Origin of the sequence: Sphingomonas sp. HMP9, from assembly GCF_013374115.1 — a bacterium.
GTDB lineage: Bacteria > Pseudomonadota > Alphaproteobacteria > Sphingomonadales > Sphingomonadaceae > Sphingomonas.
The window spans coordinates 3,167,366-3,191,249 of sequence record NZ_AP022673.1 but is presented as its reverse complement, the minus strand read 5'-3'; the positions used below and the strand labels follow the sequence as shown (position 1 = coordinate 3,191,249).

The window sequence follows — 23,884 nt, the reverse complement described above, 5'->3', positions numbered from 1 at the left end:
CTTACGGAGCTACTCGACGGCTACTCAGGACGAACGGAGGTGGGTGTTCACCCCGGAATCTGCTGCGAGATGCAGTGGAAGCTCCCCCCCCCGGTCAGGATGTGATCCGCGCGCTGCCCCACGACCTCGCGGTCCGGGAACAGCGCCTGGATCGCCACAACCGCCGCCTGGTCGTTCTCCGCGCCGTACAGCGGCACCACCACCGCGGCATTGCCGATATAGAAGTTCATATAGCTCGCCGGCACGACCTCCTCGTCGCGCAGCACGCGGCCCGGCGACGGGATCGTCACGACCTCCAGCCCGGCTGCCGCAGCATCGCGCGCCGCGTTCTGATACACCTGCCAGTTCGGGTCGTTATCCGCCGCCTGCGGGATCGCCACACGTCCCTCGCCGACGAACCGCGCAAGGTTGTCGACATGGCCGTCGGTATGATCGTTGACCAGCCCGTCCCCCAGCCACACCACGCGGGTATAGCCGAGATCCGACGCCAGCCGCGCCTCGATCTCCGCCTTGCTCAGCGACGGATTGCGGTTGCGGTTGAGCAGGCATTGCGCGGTGGTGACGACCGTCCCGGTCCCGTCGCCATCGATTGCGCCGCCCTCCAGCACCCAGTCGCACGCCTCGACGCGCTTGTGCCGGCTCGCCGCCAGTCGCTGCCCGATCGTGTCATCGCCAGGCAGGTCGTATTTCCCGCCCCAGCCGTTGAAGCGAAAGTCCCGCGCGCTGCCGTCCCCGACGATGATCGGGGCGGTATCGCGCAGCCAGATGTCGCCGAACGGCTCGACCACCACCTGCGCGAACGGCGCGAGCCGCTTGGCGGTGGTCGCCGATCCGACGTCCGCCGCGACCAGGATCACCGTCTCGCCCTTGCCCTCGGCATGGACCGCCTTTGCGAACGCGACGACCTCGTCGCGCGCGGGTTCAAGATCGTCCAGCCACAGGTCCGCATGGCTCGGAAAGCCGATCCACACGGCCTTGTGGTGCGCCCATTCGGCGGGGGTAGAGGCGGCGGGTGTAGTCACGTTACTTGGCTCCTGCGCGATCGCGGTCACGAATGCCGCGGAATTCGGCGCTCTTATACCAGTTCGGCCACAGACTGGTATCGTCCGCGAGCTTGCGCCCGAGACCGTAATAAATCCCGAGATCCTCGACCGCACCCGACCAGTCCCACTTCGCGTCGTATTCGTCCGCGGGCTTGTGGTAGCGGTGCGCGACATAGTCCTCGCGCGCGGCATGCCCCGCCGCCGTCCCGCCGACGACCAGATCCTCGCCGCTGCCGCCATCGAGCATCGGCACGCCCAGCTTGGCGAAGCTGAAGTGATCCGACCGGTAATAGCCGCCGCGTTCCGGGTTCGCCTCGACCCCGATCACGCGTCCCTCGGCGGCGACGAACGGCTTCACGAGGTCCTCGATCTCCGACTTACCCGCACCGGTCAGCACGAAATCCTTCGCGCGCCCGTCGACGTTCAGAACGTCCATGTTTACGCCGCCAACCGTATGCGCGAGCGGATAGATCGGGTGCTCGGCGTAATAGCGCGATCCGAGCAGCCCCGATTCCTCCGCCGTCACCGCCAGGAACGCGATCGAGCGCTTGGCCGGGCCCGCCTTGGCCTGTGCCTCCGCGAGCGCGATCAGCCCGGCGACACCGGTCGCATTGTCCGCAGCACCGTTGCAGATGTCGTCGCCATCGACCGCGTCGCAGCGCCCGAGATGATCCCAATGCGCCGAATACAGCACGTAGTCGTTGGGCGCCGTCTTGCCCGGCAACACACCGATGACGTTCTTCGACGCCTGCCGCCGGATCGTGTTGGTGAACCCGCCCGACAGCTTCAGCCCGAGCGGCACCGCCTTGAACCCCTTCACCTTCGCCGCCGCCGCCAGAGTCGCATAATCCTTGCCCGCGCTCGCGAACACGCGCTCGGCGGCCGACTTCTGCATCCAGCCGACGATCTGCGACTGGTCAAGGTGATCGCCCTTTTCGTCGAGCTCGAGCTGCGGCCCGGTCCAGGACGACTGCACCACCGCCCACGGATAGGCGGCGGGCTCGGTATCATGGACAATGATCGCCGCCGCCGCGCCGTGCTTGGCGGCGTTCTCGAACTTGTACGGCCATCGCCCATACCACGTCATCGCGCGCCCTTCGAACGGGCCCTCACGCGACATCGTCTGCCAGTCTGCGTCGTTGATCAGGATGACCATGGTCTTCCCCTTCACGTCGACGCCGGCATAATCGTCCCAGCCCTTTTCGGGCGCGGTGATGCCGTAGCCGACGAACACCACGTCGCTGTTCGCCACCGCGGACTTAGGCGCTACGCGGTACGTGCCCGCGACCATGTCGGTGCGATAGGCGAGGCTGACGGGCGCCGTGCCACCGGTGAAGCTGAACGGTGCGACGTTGCCCGCCGTGATCTCCACCATCGGCACGTCCTGCGTCCACGTGCCCTTGTTACCCGGCTTCAGCCCCGCCGCCTTCATCCGCTCGACGATATAGGCGACGGTCTTCGCCTCCGCAGGCGTGGTCGGCGCGCGGCCTTCATACGCGTCGGACGAGAGCACCTGCGTGACGGTCTTCAACGTCTCGACGGAGATGGCGGGCTCAGGCCCGCCCTGGGCGGCAAGCGGGAAAGGCAACAGCAAGGCAGCAAGTATCAGGGGACGCATCTATGCTCCAATCGGTTGGCGCCGCTCTTTTCGCACCCGGTTTAGCGCTTGTCCACGAACACGATCCATTTCCGATATAGACCGATTGCCAGCGCGCGCGGGTCGGATACTATCGACCGGATATGGGGAATCAGGGGGTTTCGTGACGATAGGATCATGGGCGATGCCGGCGTTGATGCTGGCGGCGGCGACAAGCCTGGCTATTGTGCCCGCAAGCGCCGCACCAAGCGATGCGGCGCGGCAATTCGGTGCGCGGGACAATGTGACGGGCGTCACGATTTCACCGGACGGCAAGGCACTGGCGGTGATCCAGCCAACCGCGGGCCGCGGCGCCGTGCTGTCAATCGTCCGTCTCGACGATGGCAAGGGCATGAAGCCGATCCTGACGACGAGCGGTAACCCGGAGCGGCTGCGCTATTGTCGCTGGTCGACCAATACGCGATTGGTTTGCGGGCTGTACGTTATCGATATGATCGGCACGTCCTATTACGGCTATACCCGCCTCTTCTCGATCAATGCAGACGGCAGCGATCAGAAGCTGCTGAGCGCGCGCGGCAACGAATATTCGCTCGGCATCGCGCTCGGCGGCGGTGGCGTGATCGACTGGCTGGGCGAGAAGGGCGACGGCACCGTGCTGATGCAGCGCTTGGCCGTTCCCGAGGTCACGACCGGACGCATCACTGGCCAAACCCGCGAGGGTCTGATGGTCGAGCGCGTCGATACAACTACCCTGTCGCGCGCGATGGTGGAAGCGCCGCGCGGTGGCGTCGCAGGCTATGTCACCGACGGACGCGGGGTAGTCCGCATCATGGTGCGCCGCCCAACGACGACGCTGGGGCAGAATGCGGGCCGCTACGACTTTCTTTATCGCCGCAAGGCTAACCGCGAATGGCTGCCGCTGTCGACGGTCACGACATCCGGCGGCCGCTCGAGCGGGTTCGTACCCCAGGCCGTCGATCCCGATCTGGACGTCGTCTACGGCCTCGACGCGACAGGCGGACGCACCGGGGTGTACAGCATCGCGCTCGACGGCAGCATGACCAAGAAACTCGTCTTTTCCCGCCCCGACGCGGACGTCGACGAGCTGGTCCAGATCGGCCGCCAGGACCGCGTCGTCGGCGCCAGCTGGGTCACCGACAAGCGCGCGACCGCGATGTTCGATCCGCCCCTCAAACAGTTCGCCGCCTCGCTGTCGAAGGCACTGCCGGGCGCGCCGCTGACGAGCTTCGTCGATGCGAGCGCGGACGAGCAGAAGCTGGTCATGTTCGCGAATGCCGATACTGATCCGGGCCGCTTCTACCTGTTCGACAAGACGACCAAGAAGCTTGCCGAGATTCTTCCGATCCGCCCGCAGCTCACCAACGTCAAGCTGGCGCAGGTCAAGCCGGTCAGCTTCCCCGCCGGCGACGGGACAATGGTGCCGGGATATCTGACCCTACCGCCGGGTAGCGACGGCAAGAACCTTCCGACCATCGTCCTGCCACATGGTGGCCCCTGGGCGCGCGACGAATGGAATTTCGACTGGCTGTCGCAGTTCTTCGCCCATCGCGGCTATGCCGTGCTCCAGCCCAATTATCGCGGCTCGACCGGCTATGGCGACAGCTGGTTCCAGCAGAACGGGTTCCGATCGTGGAAGACCGCGGTCGGCGACATCGACGATGGCGGGCGGTGGCTCGTCAAGCAGGGGATCGCCGATCCCGCCAAGCTGGCGATCGTCGGCTGGTCCTATGGTGGCTATGCGGCACTCCAGTCTGGAACTGTCGATCCGACCTTGTTCAAGGCGATCGTCGCAGTCGCACCCGTGACCGATTTCGACCTGTTGCGCCAGGAGTGGAAAGGCGATTCGACGCCACAATCGCTGGACGAGACGTTCGGGACGCGGGTCACCGCCGAGGAAGGCTCACCAGCCCGGCACGCCGATCGCTTCGTGGCGCCCGTGCTGCTGTTCCACGGGGATCGCGACCAGAACGTGTCGATTGCCGAAAGCCGGTTGATGGCGTCACGCCTGAAGGGGGCAGGCAAATCGGTTCAGTTCGTCGAGTATAAGGGGCTGGACCACCAGCTGGAGGACGATGCCGCGCGCACCGACCTGCTCGACCGCGCCGATACGTTCCTGCGGACGGCGATGAAGATGTAACGAAAAAGGGCGGCCCCATCGGGACCGCCCTTTTCTGTTTTCGAACCACGCCGTGGCGAAGCCACGTCGTCGGACGTCGAACGTACTCGGCTTAACGCGAGTAAAATTCGACGACGAGGTTCGGTTCCATCTTCACCGGGTAAGGCACTTCGTCGAGCGTCGGGACGCGCGTAAAGGTGACCTTCGCCGCGCCGTCGGTGGCGACGTAATCAGGGATCTCGCGCTCGGCGAGGCTCTGTGCTTCCATCACCAGCGCCATTTCCTGCGCCTTCGAACCCAGCGTGATCTCGTCGCCGACGAAGCAGCGACGCGAGGCGATGTTGCACTTCACGCCGTTGACGCGGATGTGGCCGTGCGAAACGATCTGGCGGGCCGCGAAGATCGTCGGCGCGAACTTGGCGCGGTAGACGATCATGTCGAGGCGCTGCTCGAGCAGGCCGATCAGGTTCTGCGACGTATCGCCCTTCAGCCGTGCGGCCTCATGGTAGCAGGCGCGGAACTGCTTCTCGGTCACGTCGCCATAATAGCCCTTGAGCTTCTGCTTGGCGCGCAGCTGGATACCGAAATCGCTGACCTTGCCCTTGCGGCGCTGGCCGTGCTGGCCCGGGCCGTATTCGCGCTTGTTGACCGGCGACTTGGGGCGACCCCAGATGTTCTCGCCCATACGGCGATCGAGCTTGTACTTCGCGCTTTGACGCTTCGACATAATATAACCTTTGCAAATGCAAACAACGTTGGTCCCGGTATCGCTCTGCTGGTCGTCATTAAGACCCAAGGGTCCGGACAAGGCAGGGCCACCGCTTCACCGGGGTGCAGGGCCATTGCGAAGGCGGGCGCCTAGACGGGGGGCGCACCAGAGTCAAGCTGGACAGCGTGCGGGTCGCTGGGCAAGAGGCGGCATGACCATCCTATCCGGACCCGACTGCACCACCATGACCGAGGTCCGCGCCGGCGTCGACGCGCTCGACCGCGAGCTCGTCGCACTGCTGGCGCGCCGCTTCGCCTATATGGACGCCGCCGCACGCATCAAGCCCGAACGCGGCCATGTCCGCGACGAAGCGCGCAAGACGCAGGTGATCGACAATGCGCGCGCCGAAGCCGCACGGCTGAGGTTGCCGGACGCGGCGATCGCGGATCTTTGGGAGGGGCTGGTCGAGGCGTCGATCGCGTATGAACTGGCGGCGTTCGACCGGCGCTGAGGCGGGCCGCCGCTCCCTCCCCACACTCCGTCATCCTGGACTTGATCCAGGATCCAGACCCACAAACGCCGCGCTCTGCGGCTCTGGATCCTGGGTCGAGCCCAGGATGCCATAGCTCAAACCCGCGGCTTCTTCCCCGCCAGCGACGACAGCACGCCGCGCATCGTCCGGACCTCCTGGCTCGACCAGCCGGGCTTGGTCAGCAGCGTACGCAACGTCCGCCGCGTCGACTGCATCTTGTCGGGTAGATGGAAGAACCCGGACGCCATCAGCATCGTATCGAGCTGCCCGATCATCCCGTCGAGCTCTTCCTGCGGCGCGGGCGGCATGATCGGGTTGATCGACGGCTGGCTGAGCTCACGCTCCGCGGTCAGCCCCTTGGACCATTCATAGGCGACGAGAATCACCGCCTGGGCAAGGTTCAAGGACCCGAACTCAGGATTGATTGGCACGGTGATGATCGTCCGCGCGACTGCGACGTCGTCGGTCTCGAGCCCCGATCGCTCGGGCCCGAACAGGATAGCCGAGCGGCCGGGCGCGGCGTGAATTTCGGTCGCGGCCTGTTCGGGGGTCACGACCGGCTTGGTGACACCGCGCTTGCGCACCGTGGTCGCGAACACCTGCGCGCAGTCCGCGGTCGCGGCGGCGACGCTGTCATACACCTGCGCGTTCTGGAGGACGATGTCTGCGCCACTGGCGGCGGGGCCGGCGGACGGGTTGGGCCAGCCGTCGCGCGGGGAGACTAGCCGCATTTCGGTGAGCCCGAAGTTCAGCATTGCGCGCGCGGCCTTGCCGATGTTCTCGCCGAGCTGGGGGCGGACGAGGACGATCACCGGGGGTGGGGCAGCGTCCAGCCCACCCCGTTCGTCCCGAGTAGAGGTCGAGCTTGTCGAGACCTCGTATCGAGGGACAGGTTCGGAGCGCTCCGGCTTCCGCGCCGCCGCCGACACCGCCGCCCAGTCGTCGCGGAACAGCGTCTCCTTCTTCTTCCGCGACCAGTCCTTGACCTGAAACTCGGCCGCCAGCGCTTCCTGCCGCGAGGAGAAGTCCTGGCTCCACATCAGCGTCACCGGGCGACGCGTCTGCGTGTACCCTGCAATCTCGCCAAGGTTATGCTGACCGATCCGGCGCTCCAGATCGTCGGTATGTCCGGTGTAATAACTGTCGTCGGCGCAGCGCACCACATAGGCCCAGAATGTCATCGGTGGGGCTTATCCCTCGATACGCCGTCTCGACAAGCTCGACGTCTACTCGGGACGAACGGAAAGGGGCAGGTCGCGAGCGATACTGGACCAATGCAGCCGTTCGTCCCGAGAAGCGATCGAGCGAAGTCGAGAGCGCATATCGAAGGACAAGCCCGGATCACTCCGCCCGCCCGACCTCCTCCACACTCCCGGCAAACGCCTCGAAGTCCTTCGCCTCGCTGAAGTCCCGGTACACACTCGCAAACCGGATATACGCGACCGAATCGAGCCCCTTGAGCCCGTCCATCACCATCTCGCCGATCCGCTTCGACGTCACGTCGTTCTCGCCCAGCGTCTCCAACCGCCGCTGGATCCCGCTCACGAGCTTGTCGATCCGCCCCGCCTCGATCGCCCGTTTCCGCGTCGCGATCGACAAGGACCGCAGCAGCTTCTCCCGATCGAACGGCTCCCTGCGCCCCTCGCTCTTCAACACGAACAGCTCGCGCAGCTGGATGCGTTCGAACGTCGTGAACCGCGCGGCGCAGCCCTCGCACTGGCGCCGACGCCGGATCGCCGCCCCGTCTTCGGTGGGGCGACTGTCCTTTACCTGGCTGTCTTCATGTCCGCAGAAGGGGCAGCGCATTCAGACCTTCTTCTTGCCCTTGTAGTACGCGTAACCCGCGCCCGCGAGTGCGCCGAAGATCGGGCCGATCACCGGCACCGGGATCGCCACGACCGCGCCGAGCGCGCTCCACTTGGCCATGCTCTTGCCGAGGCCCGGCGTCGCCTTGATGTCGTTTTGGAGGTCATCGATCTTCGACATGTCTTATCCTTGGTAGATCGGGAAGCGCGCGCACAATGCACGAACACGCGTCCGAACGTCCGCCTCGACTTCCGGGTCCCCATGCTCGCCCTTTTTCGCGAGCCCGTCCAGCACGTCGGCGACCATGTTGCCGATCTCGCGGAATTCGGCCGGCCCGAAGCCGCGCGTGGTGCCGGCAGGGCTGCCGACGCGGATGCCGCTGGTCTTCATCGGCGGCAACGGGTCGTTGGGAATGCCGTTCTTGTTGCAGGTGATCCCCGCGCGCTCGAGCGCCTCGTCCGCATCGCGGCCGGTGATGCCGAGCGGCGTGAGATCGATCAGCGCCAGATGCGTGTCTGTGCCGCCCGAAACGACGTCCGAGCCGCGCTCCTTCAGCGTCGCCGCGAGCACCTTCGCATTCTCGACGACGGCGGCGATGTAGCTCTTGAAGTCGGGCTGGAGCGCCTCGCCGAACGCGACCGCCTTCGCTGCGATCACATGCATCAGCGGCCCGCCCTGGAGGCCCGGGAACACCGCCGAGTTGATCTTCTTCGCGATGGCCTCGTCATTCGTCATGATCATGCCGCCACGCGGGCCCCGCAGCGTCTTGTGCGTGGTCGTCGTCACGACATGCGCGTGCCCGAACGGCGTCGGGTGCAGCCCGGCTGCGACGATCCCGGCGAAATGCGCCATGTCGACCATGAAATACGCGCCGACCTTGTCCGCGATCGCCCGGAAGCGCGCGAAGTCGATGACGCGCGGATAGGCGGAGCCGCCGGCGATGATCAGCTTCGGCTGATGCTCGACCGCCAGCGCCTCGACCGCGTCATAGTCGATCAGGTGCGTGGTCGCGTCGACGCCGTACTGGATCGCGTTGAACCACTTGCCCGACTGCGCCGGCTTCGCGCCGTGAGTCAGGTGGCCGCCGGCATCGAGGCTCATGCCGAGGATCGTGTCGCCGGGCTTGACCAGCGCGAGCATCACCGCGCCGTTCGCCTGTGCGCCCGAATGCGGCTGGACGTTGACGAACTCGCAACCGAAAATCTGCTTGGCGCGCTCGATCGCGAGCGTCTCGACCGTGTCCGACGGCGCGCAGCCCTGGTAATAGCGCTTGCCCGGATAGCCTTCTGCATATTTGTTCGTGAACACCGAGCCCTGCGCCTCGAGCACTGCCTTCGAGACGATGTTCTCGGACGCGATCAGCTCGATCTGCGTCTGCTCGCGCTCGAGCTCGGCCTCGACGCCGGCGAAGACGGCGGCATCGGCATCGGCGAGGCCGCGGGTGAAGAAGCCGTCCGGCTGGACGTCATGGAGCGTATTGGGCTGGGTGCTCATGCAGGGACCTTTAGCTTGTCGACACGGAGTTGATGACGGCCGCCGGCAAAATCGGCGGCGAGGAAGGCTTCGACACACGCCTTGGCCATTTCCTCGCCGATCAGGCGGGCGCCCATCGCGATGGCGTTGGCGTCGTTATGGATGCGCGCAAGGCTCGCCGACAGCGGCTCGGAGACGAGCGCGCAGCGGCAGGCGGGGTTGCGGTTCGCGGCGATCGAGATGCCGATGCCCGATCCGCACAGTGCGATGCCGCGTTCGGCGCTGCCATCGGCGATCGCCGAGGCGAGCTTATACCCGTAATCGGGATAATCGACGCTGGCGGTGCCTTCGGGGCCAAGGTCGAGCACGTCGTGCCCCGCCTCGCGCAGCCACGCGGCAAGCACCGCTTTCAACGAAACGGCGGCGTGATCGGACGCGATGGCGATGCGCACCTGGCGTAATCCTGTGACGGGGGATCGGGTGCCCAGCTCCTTACCCACCCGAGCCGGATTTTGCCACACCTGTTCGCGGGGGCGTGATAGACGGGCGCATCCCAATCAACGCCGTCATCCTGACGAAAGTCAGGACCCAGGGTTACAGGGCACGACACTCATTTGCTCTGGAACCTGACGTTCGTCAGGATGACGGCGGGAACAGAAATCGGCGCCAAATGCCGATCGTCCTCAAGGAGACGTGCCATGAAACCCCTGACCTTGATCGCCGCCGTCGCGCTGACCGCCTGCTCCGGCCCGGCACCCGACACCAGCAGCGATGGCAACATGACGTCTGCCGGATCGGTCGAACGCAAACTGGTCCCGCCCAAGCCGAAACCCGCGCCCGACTATACCGGCCGCTGGATCGGCGTCGAAGGCATGGTCCTCGACATCGCCCCCACGACCACCCCCGGCCGCTACACGCTTGCGATGCAATGGGACCTCGACAACAAAGGCACGTTCGACGGCATAGCGAGCGGCGATGCGCTGTCGTTCGATCGCGGCGGCATCCGCGAAACCCTGCGCCCGACCAACGGCGACGCGACCGGACTCAAATATCTGTTCGGCAAAACCGACTGTCTCACCGTCAAGCCAGGCGAAGGCTATTGCCGCGACGGACTCAGCCGCTAGGTTCCACTTCGTGACCAGAGCCTATCCAGACGCAGATGCCGCCCGCGCGCACCTTTCCGAGGTGCTGTTGCGTACCGGCCAGGAGGATCGCGACGCGTTTCGCGAACTCTATTCGCTGACCAGCGCGAAGCTTTTCGGCATCACCCACCGTATCTGCGGCAACGCCCAAGCCGCGGAGGATGTGCTGCACGAGGTCTATCTCACGATCTGGAAACGCGCCGGTGCCTGGGAACCCGGTCGCGCGAGCCCGATAACCTGGTTGGCGACGATCGCGCGCAACCGCGCCATCGACTGGCAGCGCGCGCAGGGCGTCCGCCGCACCAGCCCGCTCGACGACGCGCCCGACATCGCCGATCCCGGCGAAGGCGCCGAAGCGGGGATGCTGGCGAGCGAATCGTCGCGTGAACTGATCGAATGCCTCGACGCCCTCGAACCGCAGCAGCGCGACGCGATCCGCACCGCATTTTTCGACGGCATCACCTATGCCGAACTGGCGATCAAGCGCGCCGTGCCGCTGGGCACGATGAAGAGCTGGGTCCGCCGCGGCCTCGCCCGCCTGAAGGATTGCCTCGATGGCTGATCCGGATATCGCTGTCCCCGAGGATGTCGCCGCAGCCGAACTCGCGCTCGGCCTGCTCGACGGAGAAGAGCGCGGCGCAGCGCTCCGCCGCGTCCTCGCCGAACCCGGTTTTGCCGCGCAGGTCGAATGGTGGCGGTCGCGACTCGCCGCGCTGTTCGATCTCTGGCCGGAATACGCCGCCCCGCCGCATCTCGTCGCACGGATCGAGGCCAGTCTCGATGCGAACGCGACGCCTTCAAGGACCAACCGCTTCGCATGGCCGGCGCTTGCCGCCGTTACCAGCGCGATCGCCGCGTCGCTGTTGCTGTTCGTGATGGTCCGTCCCGAGCCGACCGTGCCGGTTGCACAGCCGGTTCCCGTGGCGCGCGCGAGCAGCGTCCTCGTCGCGATGCTCGGCGATGCGAAGGCGCCCGTCGCCGCGGTCTATGATCCCGCCAACGGCGCGCTCCGCGTCGCGGCAGGCCCCGGCGTGCCGAATGCGCGTGTCGCCGAACTCTGGGTGATCGGCGGCGACGGCGTGCCGCACGCGCTAGGCCTGCTCTCGGGACGCCCGACCGCGCTGGCCCCCAAGGGCGTCGACCGCGATCGCATAACCCCCGGCGTGACGCTCGCCATTTCGGTCGAGCCGCTCGGTGGCTCGCCGACCGGCCTGCCGACCGGTCCAGTCGTCGCCACTGGTGTGGTCGCACGCGTCTGATGCCCGTGCGACCTGCCACGACCGGCGGCATCCCGCCGATCGCGCGCCTGCTCGGCCTGAGCGGCCTGCTCCCGCAACTCGGGGCAGTCGCGCTGTTGCTGAGCGGCGATCCGCAAAGCCGCTACTCGGCGCTGGCGATCGCCTACGCCTATGCCGCGCTGATCCTGAGCTTCCTTGGTGGCCTCTGGTGGGGCCTTGCCGCGCGCACCGACTCGGCCCCGCGCTGGCTCTGGTTCGCCAGCGTCGCCCCCTCGCTGATCGCGCTCGTCACTGCCTGGCCCTGGATGGTCGGCCTGCGCTGGCCCGGCCCGTCGCTCGTGGTGCTCGGCATCAGCCTGATCGGCGCGCTGCTCGTCGACCGCGCGCTGGTGCGCGCCGGTATCGCACCGCCCGGCTGGATGGCGCTGCGCGTGCCGTTGTCGCTCGGTCTCGGCATCCTGACGATGCTGGCCGCCGCGCTGTAGGGATTGGTTGGGCGACTCGTAGGAACCTCGGATTCGTGGTACGACTCCGCCATGAATAAGTCCGCCGTTATTCTCCGCACCGATCAGCAGACCAGGGCGCGTTTCACCACCGCCGAGTTCCTGCGCATAGGTGAGTCCGGCGCGTTCGACGACATCAAGGTCGAACTGGTCGATGGGGAACTCGAACGGATGAACCCGCCTTTGACAGCACATGCCGCGCGTCAGATGCAGATCGGCATCCGTCGTTCGCGCCTGTTACCCGAAGCTCGGATTATGGGCGAAATCGGTGTCGATCTCGGCCACGACACCGTGCTCGGCTGTGACGTTGCCGTGTTGCGCGAACCAGCCGAGGGTAACGGCCTGCTGACCGCTGACGCATTCCTACTCGTCATCGAAGTCGCGGAAACCTCCGTCGCTCGCGACACCACAATGAAGCGCTTCGCTTATGCCGGCGGCGGCATCCCCAATTACTGGGTTGTCGACGGGAACCGCTCCATCGTGCATGTTTACGCTGAACCCGTGGAAGGCGATTATACGCGATTCCATTCGGTGGGATTTGGCGAACCTCTTGCCGTTCCTGATACCGACGGCACGATCACGATCGACTGATCAGCGCGGCCCCGCCGCTAGCAAGGCCCGGCCTCAAGCCGCCTTGCGCAAGTCCAACCGGCTCCAGATCTCGACCAGCGCATCGGTCAGTTCGCGCATCATCGCCTCGGTATGCGCAGGGCCCGGGGTGAACCGAAGCCGCTCGGTCCCGCGCGGCACGGTCGGGTAGTTGATCGGCTGCACGTACACGCCGTATTCGGCGAGCAGCACGTCGCTGATCTTCTTCGCCTTGACCGGATCGCCGACCATCAGCGGCACAATATGCGTGTCGCCGATCATCACCGGCAGCCCGGCGTCCTTCAGCATCGCCTTCAGCATCGCCGCCGAGGCCTGCTGCCCGTCGCGCTCGACGCTCGAGCTCTTCAGATGCCGCACGCTGGCGAGCACGCCCGCGACCAGCACCGGCGACAACGAGGTCGTGAAGATGAACCCCGGCGCATAGCTGCGGATCACGTCGACGATCGTGCGGTCGGCGGCAATATAGCCGCCCATCACGCCGAACGCCTTGCCAAGCGTGCCCTCGAGGATCGTGATCCGGTGCGCGACGTCGTCCCGCTCCGAAATCCCGCCGCCCCGCGCGCCGTACATCCCGACCGCATGGACCTCGTCGCAATAGGTCAGCGCATTGTAGCGGTCGGCGAGGTCGCACACGGCGGCGATCGGCGCGATGTCGCCCTCCATCGAATACACGCTCTCGAACGCGATCAGCTTGGGCGCCGCCGGATCTTCCGCGGCCAGCAGCTCTTCGAGATGCGCAAGGTCGTTGTGGCGGAACACGCGCTTCTCGCACCCAGAATTGCGGATGCCCGCGATCATCGACGCGTGGTTCAGCTCGTCCGAAAAGATGATGCAGCCCGGCAGGACCTTGGCCAGCGTCGCCAGAGTCGCCTCGTTCGAGACATAGCCGCTGGTGAACAGCAACGCCGCTTCCTTGCCGTGCAGGTCGGCGAGTTCGCCCTCCAGGTCGACATGGTAATGCGTGTTGCCGCCGATGTTGCGCGTGCCGCCCGAGCCCGCGCCGACGTCGTGCAGCGCCTCTTCCATCGCCGCGATCACCTTGGGATGCTGGCCCATTGCGAGATAATCGTTCGAGCACCACACGGTGATCGGCTTGGGGCCGTTATGCCCGGCAAAGCAGCGCGCGTTGGGGAACGCGCCCTTGTTGCGCAGGATATCGATGAACACGCGGTAGCGGCCCTCGGCATGCAACCGGTCGATCGCCTGCGTGAACACGCGCGAATAATCGACTCGCGGACCCGTGCTGCCGTCCGTTGCCGTTTTGCCTGCGATACTCATGGCCTTGGGCACTACGCCTCGCTTTCACTCGTTTCCAGCGCAATACCGCTCTTACGGTGATCGCTTCCCTCATCCTGGATGCACATTGCCACGATGCGCCCGCGAAGCAAGGTGCCACATTGTCCCAGGCCGACGCCTAGAGCGGCTCGATCCTGCCAAACCCGCGCGCCGCCAACGCCGGTGCGAGCGCGCGTTCGTCGTCGCCCAGGCGGGTGAAGACGGCGACACCCTCCCCCGCGCCCGGCCACGATTCGCCCTGCATCAGGTGAACGATCCGCCGCGCGATCCCGGGACCACCGTCGACGAACCGCACGCCGGGCGCCGCGGCCGCCAACTCCGCTTCGACCAGCGGGAAATGCGTACACGCGTTGACGATCACGTCGATCGCCTCGCCGCCGGCTTGTGAGAACAACCCGTCGAGCACCGCGGCATAGCGCTCCGGCGCAACCGCCCGCCCGTGCAACTTGGCCTCCGCCATCTCGACCAAAGCCGCCGAACCATGGCGCAGCACCGTGCAATCGCCTGCGAACCTCGCCGCCAGATCGTCGACATACGCCTGCCGCACGGTCGCCTCGGTCCCCAGCACGCCGATCGTCCGCGTCGTCGACAGCAGCGCGGCGGGCTTGATCGCCGGCACCGTCCCCACCACCGGCAGGTCAAGCGCGGCGCGCACCACGGGCAGCGCGATCGTCGAGGCGGTGTTGCACGCAATCACGATCAGCCGCGGTCGGTACCGCTCCGCCAGCCGCCCCAGCAGCACCGGCACGCGCGCCGCGATCTCCGCCTCGCTCTTCGTGCCATAAGGAAAGCCAGCCGAGTCGGCCGCGTACACGAACGGCGCATCGGGCAACGCCGCGCGCGCCGGACCGACGATCGACAGACCGCCGACACCGGAATCGAAGAACAGGATGGGGCGCTGGTCCATGTCCGGTCCTTAGAACGGATCGGCTCGCGCAAACTAGGCCGGATCACCCTGACGGCCGCCAAAGCCCAACGATCCTCCCCGCCAGGGGGGGTGGCTGGCCCTTGCCAGACGGATGGGGAGGTAGGCGACCCCGTCCGTTTCGTGTCCTCCCCCTCCGTCGCCTTACGGCGCCACCTCCCCCTGGCGGGGGAGGATCGCAAGGCCGACGACCAATCTCTTTTCGGCACTCCATCAACCGCCAGCCATTTGCCGTCCGCTCCGCGTCGTTTATAAGCCTTCCAGAACGGGGGACGTAGTTGCAGACGGAAATTCTCTGGGTCGCGCCCACGCTATCGTTCGTGCTGAGCTATCTGCTCGGCTCGATTCCGTTCGGCGTCATCCTGACGCGGCTCGGCGGCGCGGGCGATCTGCGCACGATCGGCTCGGGCAACATTGGCGCCACCAACGTCCTGCGCACCGGTCGCAAGGGCCTCGCCGCCGCCACGCTGCTGCTCGACATGGCCAAGGGCGCGGTCGCCGTGCTGCTGGTCGCGCACCTCTTCCCCGGCAACGCCCTCCTGGCAGCCGCCGGCGCGTTCATCGGCCATTGCTACCCTGTCTGGCTCGGGTTCAAGGGCGGCAAGGGCGTCGCCACCCTCATGGGGATCGTCGTTGCGCTCCACTGGCCGCTCGGGCTGGTCTATGCAGTCGTCTGGCTCGGCCTTCTCGCAGGCCTGCGCATCTCCTCGGTCGCCGGCATGGCCGCCGCGCTCAGTGCACCGTTCGCGGCCGCCGTGTTCGGTCGATTCGATCTGGTGCTTCTCCTGCTGGCACTGGCCCTCATCGTGGTCTGGAAGCACCGCGAGAACATCGAACGCCTGTTCTCCGGCGCCGAGCCTCGCATCGGCCGTGCAAAACGACCACCGGGTGACTGACGCGACCGTCGCACGACTTCGGCTCATCCGTACGACCGGGATCGGACCGGTCACCTATCGCCAGCTGATGGCCCGATTCGGCAGCGCGGACGCCGCCATCGACGCGCTCCCGATGCTCGCCGCGCGGGGCGGTGGACGCACACCAAGGATCGCAGACGCGGCCCTCGCCGAGCGCGAGATCGCCGCCACCGCCAAGCTCGGCGCGCGCCACCTCTTCCTCGACGACCCGGACTATCCCCGGCTGCTCGCCGAGATCGAAACCGCGCCCCCGGCGCTGATTCTGCGCGGCGACATAGCTCACGCACGCCGCCCCTGCATCGCGATGGTCGGTGCGCGCAACGCATCCGCCGCCGCCTGCCGCTTCGCCCGCCAGCTCGCGCTGCAACTCGCCGAGGAGGGTACGACGATCGTCTCAGGCCTGGCCCGCGGGATCGACACCGCCGCGCATATCGGGGCACTTGGCCGGATCGGCGGCGCAGGTTCCAACGGCGCGACGATCGGCGTCATCGCCAGCGGCATCGACATCGCCTATCCGCCGGACAACGCGGACTTGCAGGAGCGCATCGCCCGCGAAGGCCTCCTGCTCGCCGAACAGCCCCCCGGCACCGAGCCCAAGGCGCGCAACTTCCCCTCGCGCAACCGCATCATCGCCGGCCTCGCGATCGGCACGGTGGTGGTCGAGGCCGTCCCCAAATCCGGCTCGCTGATCACCGCCCGCCTGGCGAACGAGTCCGGCCGTGAGGTCATGGCCGTTCCCGGCAGCCCGCTCGATCCGCGGGCGCAAGGGTGCAACCTGCTGATCCGCGAAGGCGCCACGCTGGTGCAATCCGCCGCCGACATCCTCGAACAGATCCGCCCGTTCGATCCGCGCTCGGTCCGTTCCCCGATCGACGCCTACGCCGCCGCGCCCCCCGAAGATGCCAGCGACTCCGAGCGCCGCCGGATCGCGGATCTGCTCGGCCCCGTCCCCGTCGCGATCGACGAACTCATCCGCCAGTCCCGCCTCGCCCCCGCAATCGTCCACACCGTCCTGCTCGAACTCGAACTCGGCGGTCGACTGGAACGCCACGCCGGCGGTCGCGTGAGCGTCGTCTGACCACTAACGTATTGGGGAACATCCTGTGTGCTGGATGGCAATGTCCGCAATGGATGGGAAGCTGCCGTTCATTCCTGAATGAGCATCACCTCTCTTCGTCGGTATAACGCTCGCGTCGGCGCACTCGGCCATGCCAAGCTCCCAGCCGTGAACGAGACTTGCAAATCGCGAGGCGTTGGGCCGCTCTGTAATGCGTCCCACTCTGCCTCAAAGTCGGCGAGTTCCTCGCGGTCTTCGGCATTTACGCTCTCCAACACGAAGCCGATGATCCATTGCGTGCCATCGTGATCGAGAGTGACCATGCGAAAATTGGGGGAGATCATACCAAGCATCGCTTGCATGACATTAACGGATTGCCGGTTCCAATCGTCGAGGCTTGGCACAATAGACATTGCTCTTTCTAGCCCGATCCCAAATGTCCGCAATTGAGCGACATCGGCTATTTAGCTAGGCGGTTCGCTGATAAATCCGATCACCCTCGCGTCCGTCTCTTTTAGACGCTCCACGAGGCATTTAGCTTGTTCAGCGTGGGACGCTGCGTACCCTCGAAACCCAATGGCCTTCGGGTTCGATTTTGAAATGTAAGCATCTGCTGCGCCACATGCCGATTTGGCCGTTTCAAAGACGGACGGAGTGAATGCGCTTCGGGAAGCAGTGCAGCCGTTCACCGCCATTGTTATCGCGATGGCGAAAGCGCCGAACGTCGTTGGCCGTTTGAATCTATCCGTCATACGGTAAAACTGAACGAGCGCACGCTCTTGAGCAAGCGCCGTAAAGGCCCGTAGCGCTGAACGTGGGCGTTACCGGAATGGCCGAGATGGAGAGGAAGCGGACGTTTAATCGATCCGACGGCCTCTGATTGTCGCTTGAAGCGAGGAGGCAGGAAACTCGATCCGGTGGTCTGTGAACGTCGCAACACCGAAAGTATTCACGATACACCCAGTTTTACCGAATATGAAGTCTCGACCTTGTGAAGGTGTTTTAGGAAAATTGAGCATCCGTAGTCGGATGCGTTCACCTACCGCCTCAACTGCGAAAAGTGTGTGCCAATCACGAACTACACACCACCGGCTTGCTTCTGCCATATGCCGCTCAAAACGGTCCTCTAAGCTTTCCACTACCTTAATTGGAGGTCGCTGCGCGCATCCCGCTGCAAGTACGCAGATGCAAGGGATGATGTGTTTCGGCGCAACCACCGGTTGACGATGATCCGCGAGACGCTTGGATGCAAGGGTGACGTCTGGAATTGGGCGAAACCAGCCCTAACGCATCTACTCAAAGCGTGTCCTACACGAACGACGTCGTGCATACCGTCCGGTGCCCGATCCGGGGCCTGCGCCGATTTCGGCGGCACCCTCGCAACTCGAACCGTCGAAGGACGCTATCGTGGCAAGACAACCGCTCCCCGAACCACCCGCCGCGCAAAATCGTTGCCGCCTTGCGCCTGCCCTCTGGAAAACGGTCGCCAGCGTCTGCACTTTCTATACTTCACTCTGAACCAACCCGGGTTGACGCGGCCATCCCTGCGCCGCCACCCTCGTACGCGTACACGTAAGGATCCCGGTTTTCCCATGCAGCTTGTCATCGTCGAATCGCCTGCCAAGGCCAAAACCATCGAGAAATATCTCGGCAGCGACTATCGCGTGCTGGCCAGCTACGGCCATGTCCGCGACCTGCCGCCCAAGGACGGCTCGGTGGACCCCGACGATCAGTTCGCGATGACGTGGGAAAACTACGCCGACAAATCGAAGCAGCTCAAAGCGATCACCGATCTTGCCAAGCTCGCCGACCGCCTGATCCTCGCGACCGATCCGGATCGCGAGGGCGAGGCGATCTCGTGGCACGTCCGCGAGGTTTTGCGTGCGCGGAAAGCGCTGCCGAAGGAGGTCGAGCGCGTCACGTTCAACGCGATCACCAAGGCGACCGTCACCGAGGCGATGAAGAACCCGCGCGAGCTCGACGACGATCTGATCGACGCGTATCGCGCCCGCCGCGCGCTCGATTATCTCGTCGGCTTCACGCTGTCGCCGGTGCTGTGGCGCAAGCTGCCCGGCGCCAAGTCCGCCGGTCGCGTCCAGTCCGTCTCGCTGCGCCTCATCGTCCAGCGCGAGCGCGAGATCGACGTCTTCAAGCCGCAGGAATATTGGTCGGTGACGGCCGAGATGGAGCATGACGGCACCGCGTTCCAGTCGCGCCTCACTCAGTTCGAGGGCAACAAGCTCGACCGCCTGTCGATCGGCAACGAAGGCGACGCGCTGCGCGCCAAGCAGGCGGTGCTCGATGGCAATTTCTCGGTCCAGTCGGTCGAGACCAAGCCCGCCACGCGCAACCCGCCGCCGCCGTTCACGACCTCGACCTTGCAGCAGGAAGCCTCGCGGAAACTCGGCTTCTCCGCCGATCACACGATGCGGATCGCGCAAGGCCTCTACGAGGACGGCACGATCACCTACATGCGTACCGACGGCGTGCAGATGGACGGCAGCGCGATCAGCGCCGCGCGCCTCGCAGTCGCGAACCGCTTCGACGCGAGCTACGTCCCCGACAAGCCGCGCCAGTATCAGTCGAAGGCCAAAAACGCGCAGGAAGCGCACGAAGCGATCCGCCCGACCGACTTCAGCAAGGACAAGGCCGGCGGCGGCGATCATGCGCGGCTGTACGACCTGATCTTCAAGCGCGCGCTCGCCAGCCAGATGGCGTCGGCACGGATGGAGCGCACCACGGTCGAGATGGCCGACGGCACGGGGCGCAACATCCTGCGCGCCACCGGTCAGGTCGTGCTGTTCCCCGGCTATCTCGCGCTGTACGAGGAAGGCGCCGACGACACGCAGGACGAAGACGCACGCCGCCTGCCGCGGATGAAGGAGGGCGATGCCCCCGCCAAGAAGAAGGTCGACGCCGAGCAGCATTTCACCCAGCCGCCGCCGCGCTTCTCGGAAGCCTCGCTGGTCAAGCGGATGGAGGAGCTCGGCATCGGCCGTCCGTCCACCTACGCCTCGATCATCAAAACGCTGAAGGACCGCGCGTACGTCCGGATCGAGAAGAACCGCTTCTTCGCCGAGGAGAGCGGGCGGCTGGTGACGGCATTCCTCGAGCGCTTCTTCGAGAAATATGTCGGCTACGACTATACCGCCGAACTCGAGGAGGAACTCGACGACGTCTCGGGCGGCCGCGCGCAGTGGCAGTCGGTGCTCGACGCGTTCTGGCGCGACTTCAAGCCACGCACCAACGAGGTGATGGAGCAGCAGCCTAGCGCGATCACCGCCGAGCTCGACATCTTCCTCGCGCCCTATCTGTTTCCCGCCAAGGCGGATGGCGGCGATCCGCGGCTCTGCCCGAATTGCGGCGAGGGCCAGCTCGCGCTGCGCGGTGGCAAGTTCCGCGCGTTCATCGCCTGCTCCAACTATCCCGAGTGCAAATATACGCGCCGCTTCGCGCAGCCCGGTGGTGACGCCGAGGCGGATGCGGGTCCGTCGACGCTCGGCACGCATCCCGACACCGGCCAGCCGATCGAGCGCAAGTCGGGACGCTTCGGCCCGTATCTGCAGATCGGCGAGGGCGAAGACCGCAAGATGGCGTCGATCCCGAAGGATATCGGCGAGCTCAACCTCGAATGGGCGGTCAAGCTGCTGTCGCTGCCGCGGACGGTCGGCAATCATCCCGAGACCGGCGAACCGATCATCGCGACGATCGGCAAGTTCGGGCCGTATCTGAAGCATGAGGGCAAGTATGCGCGTCTCACCACCACGGCGGACGTGTTCGAGACGGGCATGAACGCCGCGGTCGTGAAGCTGGCCGAGGCGGCGGCCGGCGGCGGACGCACCGCACGCGGGGCGCAGGCGCCGCTGAAGGTGCTGGGCAACCATCCGCGCACCGAGGCGGAGATCAAGCTGATGGAGGGGCGTTATGGTCCCTATGTCACCGACGGCACGACGAATGCGACGCTGCCCAAGTCGATCGAGAAGGACCAGCTGACGCTGGAGGAAGCCGCCTCGCTGATCGATGCGCGCGCGGCGGCGGCGCCTGCGACGAAGAAGAAGAAGGCCCCCGCCAAGAAGCCCGCGGCGAAGAAAGCACCGGCCAAGGCTGCGGCCGCCGACGCCAAGGCTCCAGCCAAAAAGGCTCCGGCAAAGAAGGCTCCGGCCAAGAAAGCCGCTCCAAAAAAGAAGGCGGAAGCCTGAGGAGCAGCTACCTAAATCCTCCCCCGCCAGGGGGAGGTGGCGCCAAAGGCGGCGGAGGGGGAGGATACGAAACAGCTGTTACCGCTTCCGCCCCCTCCGTCAGGCTTACGCCTGCCACCTCCCCCTGAAGGGGGAGCATAATGCCAACCATGAACCGTCTAAATTAAGCAGCCCGGCGCTGCGCCAGTTGCATCCAGTCGCGCGCGGCGCGCTGCGCCACCGAGATCTCGCGCGCGGTCATGTCTTCGGCGATCTGCGCACGGCATTCCTGCGCCGCGATGTTGCCCGACACCGCCGCGAGGTTGAACCACTTATGCGCTTCGATCAGGTCAAGCACGACACCCGATGCGCCGGTCGAATACACCATCCCGAGCTCGTAACACGCCCGGTCATCACCGCGCTCGGCGTCCTTCAGCCGTCGTTCGATCAGAAAATTCGCGTTCTTGAGACTGCTACCCATGGTCTGCCCCCAATGTTCGTTGAGGCAGACTGCGACGATTCGCCCTACGGAATGGTTAATGGGTTAACGTCTCCATTTTACAACGCGTTGCGCTATTCGATCGCGACGTTGTCGATCAGCCGGGTCGCGCCCATCCGTGCCGCCGCCAGCAACCGCCGCGGACGATCCGCCGCGGGGTTTTCGGCGAGCGTCTCGGCATCCGCAAGCGCGACATAGTCGATCGTGAACCCCGCCCCGACCAGCGTCGTGCGCGCATCGTCCAACACCGACTCGACATCCTCGCCCTTCGCGATCGCCCGCGCGGCGACGCCCAGCGCGCGCGGCAAGGCCACCGCCTGCTTGCGCTGCTCGTCGTCGAGATAGATGTTGCGCGACGACATCGCGAGGCCGTCATCGTCGCGCTGCGTCGGCACGCCGACGATGTCGATCGCGAAATCGAGATCGGCGACGAACCGCCGGACGACCGCGAGCTGCTGGTAATCCTTCTCGCCGAAATACGCCGCGTCGGGGCCGACCTGGTTAAACAGCTTGGACACGACCGTCGCGACGCCGTCGAAATGGTCGGGCCGCGACGCGCCGTCGAACCCGTCGCTGACCCCCGAGACTCGGACCATGGTCGCGAACCCATCGGGGTACATCGCCTCGACCGACGGCAGCCAGAGCAGGTCGCACCCGGCCTCGTTCAGCATCCGGATATCGGCCATCTCGCGCCGTGGATAGCGCGACAGATCCTCGTTCGGCCCGAACTGCGTCGGATTGACGAAGATCGACGCCACGACCTTGGTCCCCGGCCGTTTCGCCGCCTCGATCAGCGCGACATGGCCCGCGTGCAATGCCCCCATTGTCGGGACGAGCGCCACGCGCTGCCCCGCCGCGCGGAAGGCGGCGACGCTGTCGCGCAACGCATTCAGGTCCCGGACGATGTCCACGTGAAACTCCTACTCGATAAGTGCGGTCGCGGCTTCTATGAAGGGTGACCTCCACGATCAATAAGGAAACGCGCGTTGGCCACGGGCCCCCAACAGACCCCCGCTTCTACGCCCGTTGCCGCCTCCCTGCCAGCGGCCGCGTCGACGCATGTTCCCACGCACGTCATCGTGTTCGCCAACGAGAAGGGCGGCACGGGAAAGTCGACGACCGCGGTGCACGTCGCGATCGCGCTGGCTGCCAAGGGCGCGCGCGTCGCGTGTCTCGACCTCGATCATCGTCAGCGCACCGTCGGCCGCTATCTCGACAACCGCGCCGAGACGATGAAGCGCAACGGCTCGGTGCTGCCGATGCCGCGCCACGCGACGCTGTCGGACCAGAGCGAGGACCAGTTCGAGGATCTGTGGCATTCGCTGTGCGAGGGCGCGGACTTCCTCGTCGTCGATACGCCGGGCCGCGACGATCCGTTCGCGCGCACCGCGGCGGCGCTGGCGAACACCTTGGTCACGCCGATGAACGACAGCTTCGTCGACTTCGATCTGATCGGCCAGGTCGATCCCGAGACGTATCAGGTCACGCGTCCGAGCTTCTATTCCGAACTCATCTGGGATGCACGCAAGCAGCGCGCGCGCGCCGACGGGACGACGATCGACTGGGTCGTGCTCCGCAACCGCCTCCAGCATATCGAGGCGCGCAACATGCGCCGCGTCTCGGATGCGCTGGCGCAACTGGCCAAGCGCGTAGGCTTCCGGATCATTCCAGGGCTCGGCGAGCGCGTAATCTACCGCGAGATGTTCCCCGCCGGCCTGACGATGATCGATTCGAAGGCGTTTGGCAGCATGGGCCTCGGCCATGTCGCCGCGCGCCAGGAACTGCGCGAGATGATGGCAGCGTTGCAGCTGCCGGAAGTGCTCGCCGAGCGTGCACCGGACGTGGCTGCGTGAAGTGGATCGTCGCCGCCATCTTCATCTGGCTGGCCTGGCATTACCTGCGCCCAAAGCCGAAGCCCAAGGCTGAACGGGTCGTCGTCACGGACGAAGCGGAGGCGCGTTCGATCCTCGGCATCGATCGCACCGCGGACGCCGACGCGATCCGCAGCGCCCACCGCCGCCTGATCGCTTCGGTCCACCCAGACCGCGGCGGCTCGACCGACCTGACCCGCCGGGTAAACGCCGCCCGCGACCTGCTACTGAAGCGGACCCGGTAACGGCGTGTTCTCCTGCGAACGCAGGAGCTTAGGGTTACAAACACTATCGCTCTTGGCTCCTGGACCCCGCGTTTGCGGGGGAACAGGAGTGAGACATAATCGTCGAGAGG

Annotated in this window: 25 protein-coding genes; 12 read left to right on the top strand and 13 right to left on the bottom strand. The window is 65.9% G+C overall.

The features are described from left to right. Positions 1-47 precede the first annotated feature (47 nt). Both HMP09_RS14360 and HMP09_RS14355 read right to left on the bottom strand, forming a co-directional pair. Positions 48-1,022, bottom strand: coding sequence for an agmatine deiminase family protein (locus HMP09_RS14360; protein ID WP_176500927.1), 975 nt, complete (start codon positions 1,020-1,022; stop codon positions 48-50). 1 nt (position 1,023) lies between these two features. After that, positions 1,024-2,661 (bottom strand): M28 family peptidase, encoded by a 1,638-nt coding sequence (locus tag HMP09_RS14355; RefSeq protein WP_176500926.1) that lies wholly within the window; start codon positions 2,659-2,661, stop codon positions 1,024-1,026. A gap of 163 nt (positions 2,662-2,824) precedes the next feature. On the opposite strand from HMP09_RS14355, the gene HMP09_RS14350 reads away from it, so the two are divergent. Continuing rightward, on the top strand, positions 2,825-4,798 hold the full coding sequence (locus HMP09_RS14350; RefSeq protein WP_232090333.1) for an alpha/beta hydrolase family protein: 1,974 nt from the start codon (positions 2,825-2,827) through the stop codon (positions 4,796-4,798). Between the two features lie 91 nt (positions 4,799-4,889). On the opposite strand, the gene rpsD is transcribed toward HMP09_RS14350, so the two are convergent. After that, on the bottom strand, positions 4,890-5,504 hold the full coding sequence (rpsD, locus tag HMP09_RS14345; RefSeq protein ID WP_056053294.1) for a 30S ribosomal protein S4: 615 nt from the start codon (positions 5,502-5,504) through the stop codon (positions 4,890-4,892). 193 nt (positions 5,505-5,697) lie between these two features. Between rpsD and HMP09_RS14340 the strand changes: the two genes are divergently transcribed. Further along, positions 5,698-5,997: a chorismate mutase gene (locus HMP09_RS14340; RefSeq protein WP_176500925.1), complete on the top strand. Its 300-nt coding sequence runs from the start codon at positions 5,698-5,700 to the stop codon at positions 5,995-5,997. A gap of 116 nt (positions 5,998-6,113) precedes the next feature. Here the strand turns inward: HMP09_RS14340 and HMP09_RS14335 are convergent, their stop codons facing one another. The 5 genes from HMP09_RS14335 to rpiB form a co-directional block, all read right to left on the bottom strand. Then, the gene (locus HMP09_RS14335; RefSeq protein ID WP_176500924.1) at positions 6,114-7,199 is read right to left on the bottom strand and encodes a TrmH family RNA methyltransferase; all 1,086 of its coding nucleotides are present in this window, start codon (positions 7,197-7,199) and stop codon (positions 6,114-6,116) included. Positions 7,200-7,359: 160 nt separating this feature from the next. Next, positions 7,360-7,824 carry a transcriptional regulator NrdR gene (gene nrdR, locus HMP09_RS14330; protein WP_056412833.1) on the bottom strand — a complete coding sequence of 155 codons (465 nt, stop codon included), beginning with the start codon at positions 7,822-7,824 and terminating at the stop codon, positions 7,360-7,362. After that, positions 7,825-8,004, bottom strand: a complete 180-nt coding sequence (locus HMP09_RS14325) for a hypothetical protein (protein WP_107964462.1) — start codon at positions 8,002-8,004, stop codon at positions 7,825-7,827. Between the two features lie 3 nt (positions 8,005-8,007). Next, complete coding sequence (locus HMP09_RS14320; RefSeq protein ID WP_176500923.1) at positions 8,008-9,318, bottom strand: serine hydroxymethyltransferase; 1,311 nt, start codon at positions 9,316-9,318, stop codon at positions 8,008-8,010. Further along, positions 9,315-9,749 (bottom strand): ribose 5-phosphate isomerase B, encoded by a 435-nt coding sequence (rpiB, locus tag HMP09_RS14315; RefSeq protein WP_176500922.1) that lies wholly within the window; start codon positions 9,747-9,749, stop codon positions 9,315-9,317. Before rpiB ends, HMP09_RS14320 begins: the two co-directional genes overlap by 4 nt. A 246-nt stretch (positions 9,750-9,995) precedes the next feature. On the opposite strand from rpiB, the gene HMP09_RS14310 reads away from it, so the two are divergent. Genes HMP09_RS14310 through HMP09_RS14290 form a run of 5 tightly spaced genes read left to right on the top strand, consistent with a single transcriptional unit; the run spans position 9,996 to position 12,771 of the window. Then, on the top strand, positions 9,996-10,421 hold the full coding sequence (locus HMP09_RS14310; RefSeq protein ID WP_176500921.1) for a hypothetical protein: 426 nt from the start codon (positions 9,996-9,998) through the stop codon (positions 10,419-10,421). 10 nt (positions 10,422-10,431) lie between these two features. Further along, entirely contained in the window at positions 10,432-11,001 is a 570-nt protein-coding gene (locus tag HMP09_RS14305) for a sigma-70 family RNA polymerase sigma factor (RefSeq protein WP_176500920.1), read from the top strand. Continuing rightward, positions 10,994-11,698, top strand: a complete 705-nt coding sequence (locus HMP09_RS14300) for an anti-sigma factor (protein WP_176500919.1) — start codon at positions 10,994-10,996, stop codon at positions 11,696-11,698. Before HMP09_RS14305 ends, HMP09_RS14300 begins: the two co-directional genes overlap by 8 nt. Continuing rightward, on the top strand, positions 11,698-12,162 hold the full coding sequence (locus tag HMP09_RS14295) for a DUF3429 domain-containing protein (RefSeq protein WP_176500918.1): 465 nt from the start codon (positions 11,698-11,700) through the stop codon (positions 12,160-12,162). Before HMP09_RS14300 ends, HMP09_RS14295 begins: the two co-directional genes overlap by 1 nt. 51 nt (positions 12,163-12,213) lie before the next feature. Beyond that, positions 12,214-12,771 (top strand): Uma2 family endonuclease, encoded by a 558-nt coding sequence (locus HMP09_RS14290; RefSeq protein ID WP_176500917.1) that lies wholly within the window; start codon positions 12,214-12,216, stop codon positions 12,769-12,771. 33 nt (positions 12,772-12,804) lie between these two features. Here HMP09_RS14290 and hemA read toward each other — a convergent pair whose 3' ends face one another. Together hemA and murI are read right to left on the bottom strand one after the other, a co-directional pair. Then, complete coding sequence (gene hemA / locus HMP09_RS14285; RefSeq protein WP_176500916.1) at positions 12,805-14,067, bottom strand: 5-aminolevulinate synthase; 1,263 nt, start codon at positions 14,065-14,067, stop codon at positions 12,805-12,807. 136 nt (positions 14,068-14,203) lie between these two features. Beyond that, a complete protein-coding gene (murI, locus tag HMP09_RS14280) occupies positions 14,204-14,992 on the bottom strand; it encodes a glutamate racemase (RefSeq protein ID WP_176500915.1) in 789 nt (262 codons plus the stop codon). A gap of 296 nt (positions 14,993-15,288) precedes the next feature. Here murI and plsY point away from each other — a divergent pair, with 296 nt between their 5' ends. Together plsY and dprA are read left to right on the top strand one after the other, a co-directional pair. Next, positions 15,289-15,906, top strand: a complete 618-nt coding sequence (plsY, locus tag HMP09_RS14275) for a glycerol-3-phosphate 1-O-acyltransferase PlsY (protein ID WP_176500914.1) — start codon at positions 15,289-15,291, stop codon at positions 15,904-15,906. Further along, positions 15,899-17,002 carry a DNA-processing protein DprA gene (gene dprA, locus HMP09_RS14270; protein ID WP_232090332.1) on the top strand — a complete coding sequence of 368 codons (1,104 nt, stop codon included), beginning with the start codon at positions 15,899-15,901 and terminating at the stop codon, positions 17,000-17,002. The genes plsY and dprA overlap by 8 nt, the downstream gene beginning before the upstream one ends. 68 nt (positions 17,003-17,070) lie before the next feature. On the opposite strand, the gene HMP09_RS14265 is transcribed toward dprA, so the two are convergent. Beyond that, a complete protein-coding gene (locus HMP09_RS14265) occupies positions 17,071-17,394 on the bottom strand; it encodes a hypothetical protein (RefSeq protein ID WP_176500913.1) in 324 nt (107 codons plus the stop codon). Positions 17,395-18,573: 1,179 nt separating this feature from the next. On the opposite strand from HMP09_RS14265, the gene topA reads away from it, so the two are divergent. Next, on the top strand, positions 18,574-21,180 hold the full coding sequence (topA, locus tag HMP09_RS14260) for a type I DNA topoisomerase (protein WP_176500912.1): 2,607 nt from the start codon (positions 18,574-18,576) through the stop codon (positions 21,178-21,180). 163 nt (positions 21,181-21,343) lie between these two features. On the opposite strand, the gene HMP09_RS14255 is transcribed toward topA, so the two are convergent. Both HMP09_RS14255 and panC read right to left on the bottom strand, forming a co-directional pair. Next, on the bottom strand, positions 21,344-21,640 hold the full coding sequence (locus HMP09_RS14255; protein WP_176500911.1) for a sel1 repeat family protein: 297 nt from the start codon (positions 21,638-21,640) through the stop codon (positions 21,344-21,346). Between the two features lie 92 nt (positions 21,641-21,732). Beyond that, positions 21,733-22,569, bottom strand: coding sequence for a pantoate--beta-alanine ligase (gene panC, locus HMP09_RS14250; protein ID WP_176500910.1), 837 nt, complete (start codon positions 22,567-22,569; stop codon positions 21,733-21,735). A gap of 126 nt (positions 22,570-22,695) precedes the next feature. Here panC and HMP09_RS14245 point away from each other — a divergent pair, with 126 nt between their 5' ends. Both HMP09_RS14245 and HMP09_RS14240 read left to right on the top strand, forming a co-directional pair. Continuing rightward, a complete protein-coding gene (locus HMP09_RS14245; RefSeq protein WP_176501789.1) occupies positions 22,696-23,511 on the top strand; it encodes a division plane positioning ATPase MipZ in 816 nt (271 codons plus the stop codon). Then, the gene (locus tag HMP09_RS14240; RefSeq protein ID WP_176500909.1) at positions 23,508-23,774 is read left to right on the top strand and encodes a DnaJ domain-containing protein; all 267 of its coding nucleotides are present in this window, start codon (positions 23,508-23,510) and stop codon (positions 23,772-23,774) included. The genes HMP09_RS14245 and HMP09_RS14240 overlap by 4 nt, the downstream gene beginning before the upstream one ends. The last annotated feature ends 110 nt before the right edge of the window (positions 23,775-23,884 follow it).

Excerpts from the sequence above, each read along its gene's own strand:
- HMP09_RS14355 (WP_176500926.1), bottom strand. The coding sequence starts at position 2,661 with ATGCGTCCCCTGATACTTGCTGCCTTGCTGTTGCCTTTCCCGCTTGCC.
- HMP09_RS14350 (WP_232090333.1), top strand. The coding sequence starts at position 2,825 with ATGCCGGCGTTGATGCTGGCGGCGGCGACAAGCCTGGCTATTGTGCCC.
- rpsD (WP_056053294.1), bottom strand. The coding sequence starts at position 5,504 with ATGTCGAAGCGTCAAAGCGCGAAGTACAAGCTCGATCGCCGTATGGGC.
- HMP09_RS14340 (WP_176500925.1), top strand. The coding sequence starts at position 5,698 with ATGACCATCCTATCCGGACCCGACTGCACCACCATGACCGAGGTCCGC.
- HMP09_RS14335 (WP_176500924.1), bottom strand. The coding sequence starts at position 7,199 with ATGACATTCTGGGCCTATGTGGTGCGCTGCGCCGACGACAGTTATTAC.
- nrdR (WP_056412833.1), bottom strand. The coding sequence starts at position 7,824 with ATGCGCTGCCCCTTCTGCGGACATGAAGACAGCCAGGTAAAGGACAGT.
- HMP09_RS14325 (WP_107964462.1), bottom strand. The coding sequence starts at position 8,004 with ATGTCGAAGATCGATGACCTCCAAAACGACATCAAGGCGACGCCGGGC.
- HMP09_RS14320 (WP_176500923.1), bottom strand. The coding sequence starts at position 9,318 with ATGAGCACCCAGCCCAATACGCTCCATGACGTCCAGCCGGACGGCTTC.
- HMP09_RS14310 (WP_176500921.1), top strand. The coding sequence starts at position 9,996 with ATGAAACCCCTGACCTTGATCGCCGCCGTCGCGCTGACCGCCTGCTCC.
- HMP09_RS14300 (WP_176500919.1), top strand. The coding sequence starts at position 10,994 with ATGGCTGATCCGGATATCGCTGTCCCCGAGGATGTCGCCGCAGCCGAA.
- HMP09_RS14295 (WP_176500918.1), top strand. The coding sequence starts at position 11,698 with ATGCCCGTGCGACCTGCCACGACCGGCGGCATCCCGCCGATCGCGCGC.
- HMP09_RS14290 (WP_176500917.1), top strand. The coding sequence starts at position 12,214 with ATGAATAAGTCCGCCGTTATTCTCCGCACCGATCAGCAGACCAGGGCG.
- hemA (WP_176500916.1), bottom strand. The coding sequence starts at position 14,067 with ATGAGTATCGCAGGCAAAACGGCAACGGACGGCAGCACGGGTCCGCGA.
- murI (WP_176500915.1), bottom strand. The coding sequence starts at position 14,992 with ATGGACCAGCGCCCCATCCTGTTCTTCGATTCCGGTGTCGGCGGTCTG.
- HMP09_RS14265 (WP_176500913.1), bottom strand. The coding sequence starts at position 17,394 with ATGTCTATTGTGCCAAGCCTCGACGATTGGAACCGGCAATCCGTTAAT.
- topA (WP_176500912.1), top strand. The coding sequence starts at position 18,574 with ATGCAGCTTGTCATCGTCGAATCGCCTGCCAAGGCCAAAACCATCGAG.
- HMP09_RS14255 (WP_176500911.1), bottom strand. The coding sequence starts at position 21,640 with ATGGGTAGCAGTCTCAAGAACGCGAATTTTCTGATCGAACGACGGCTG.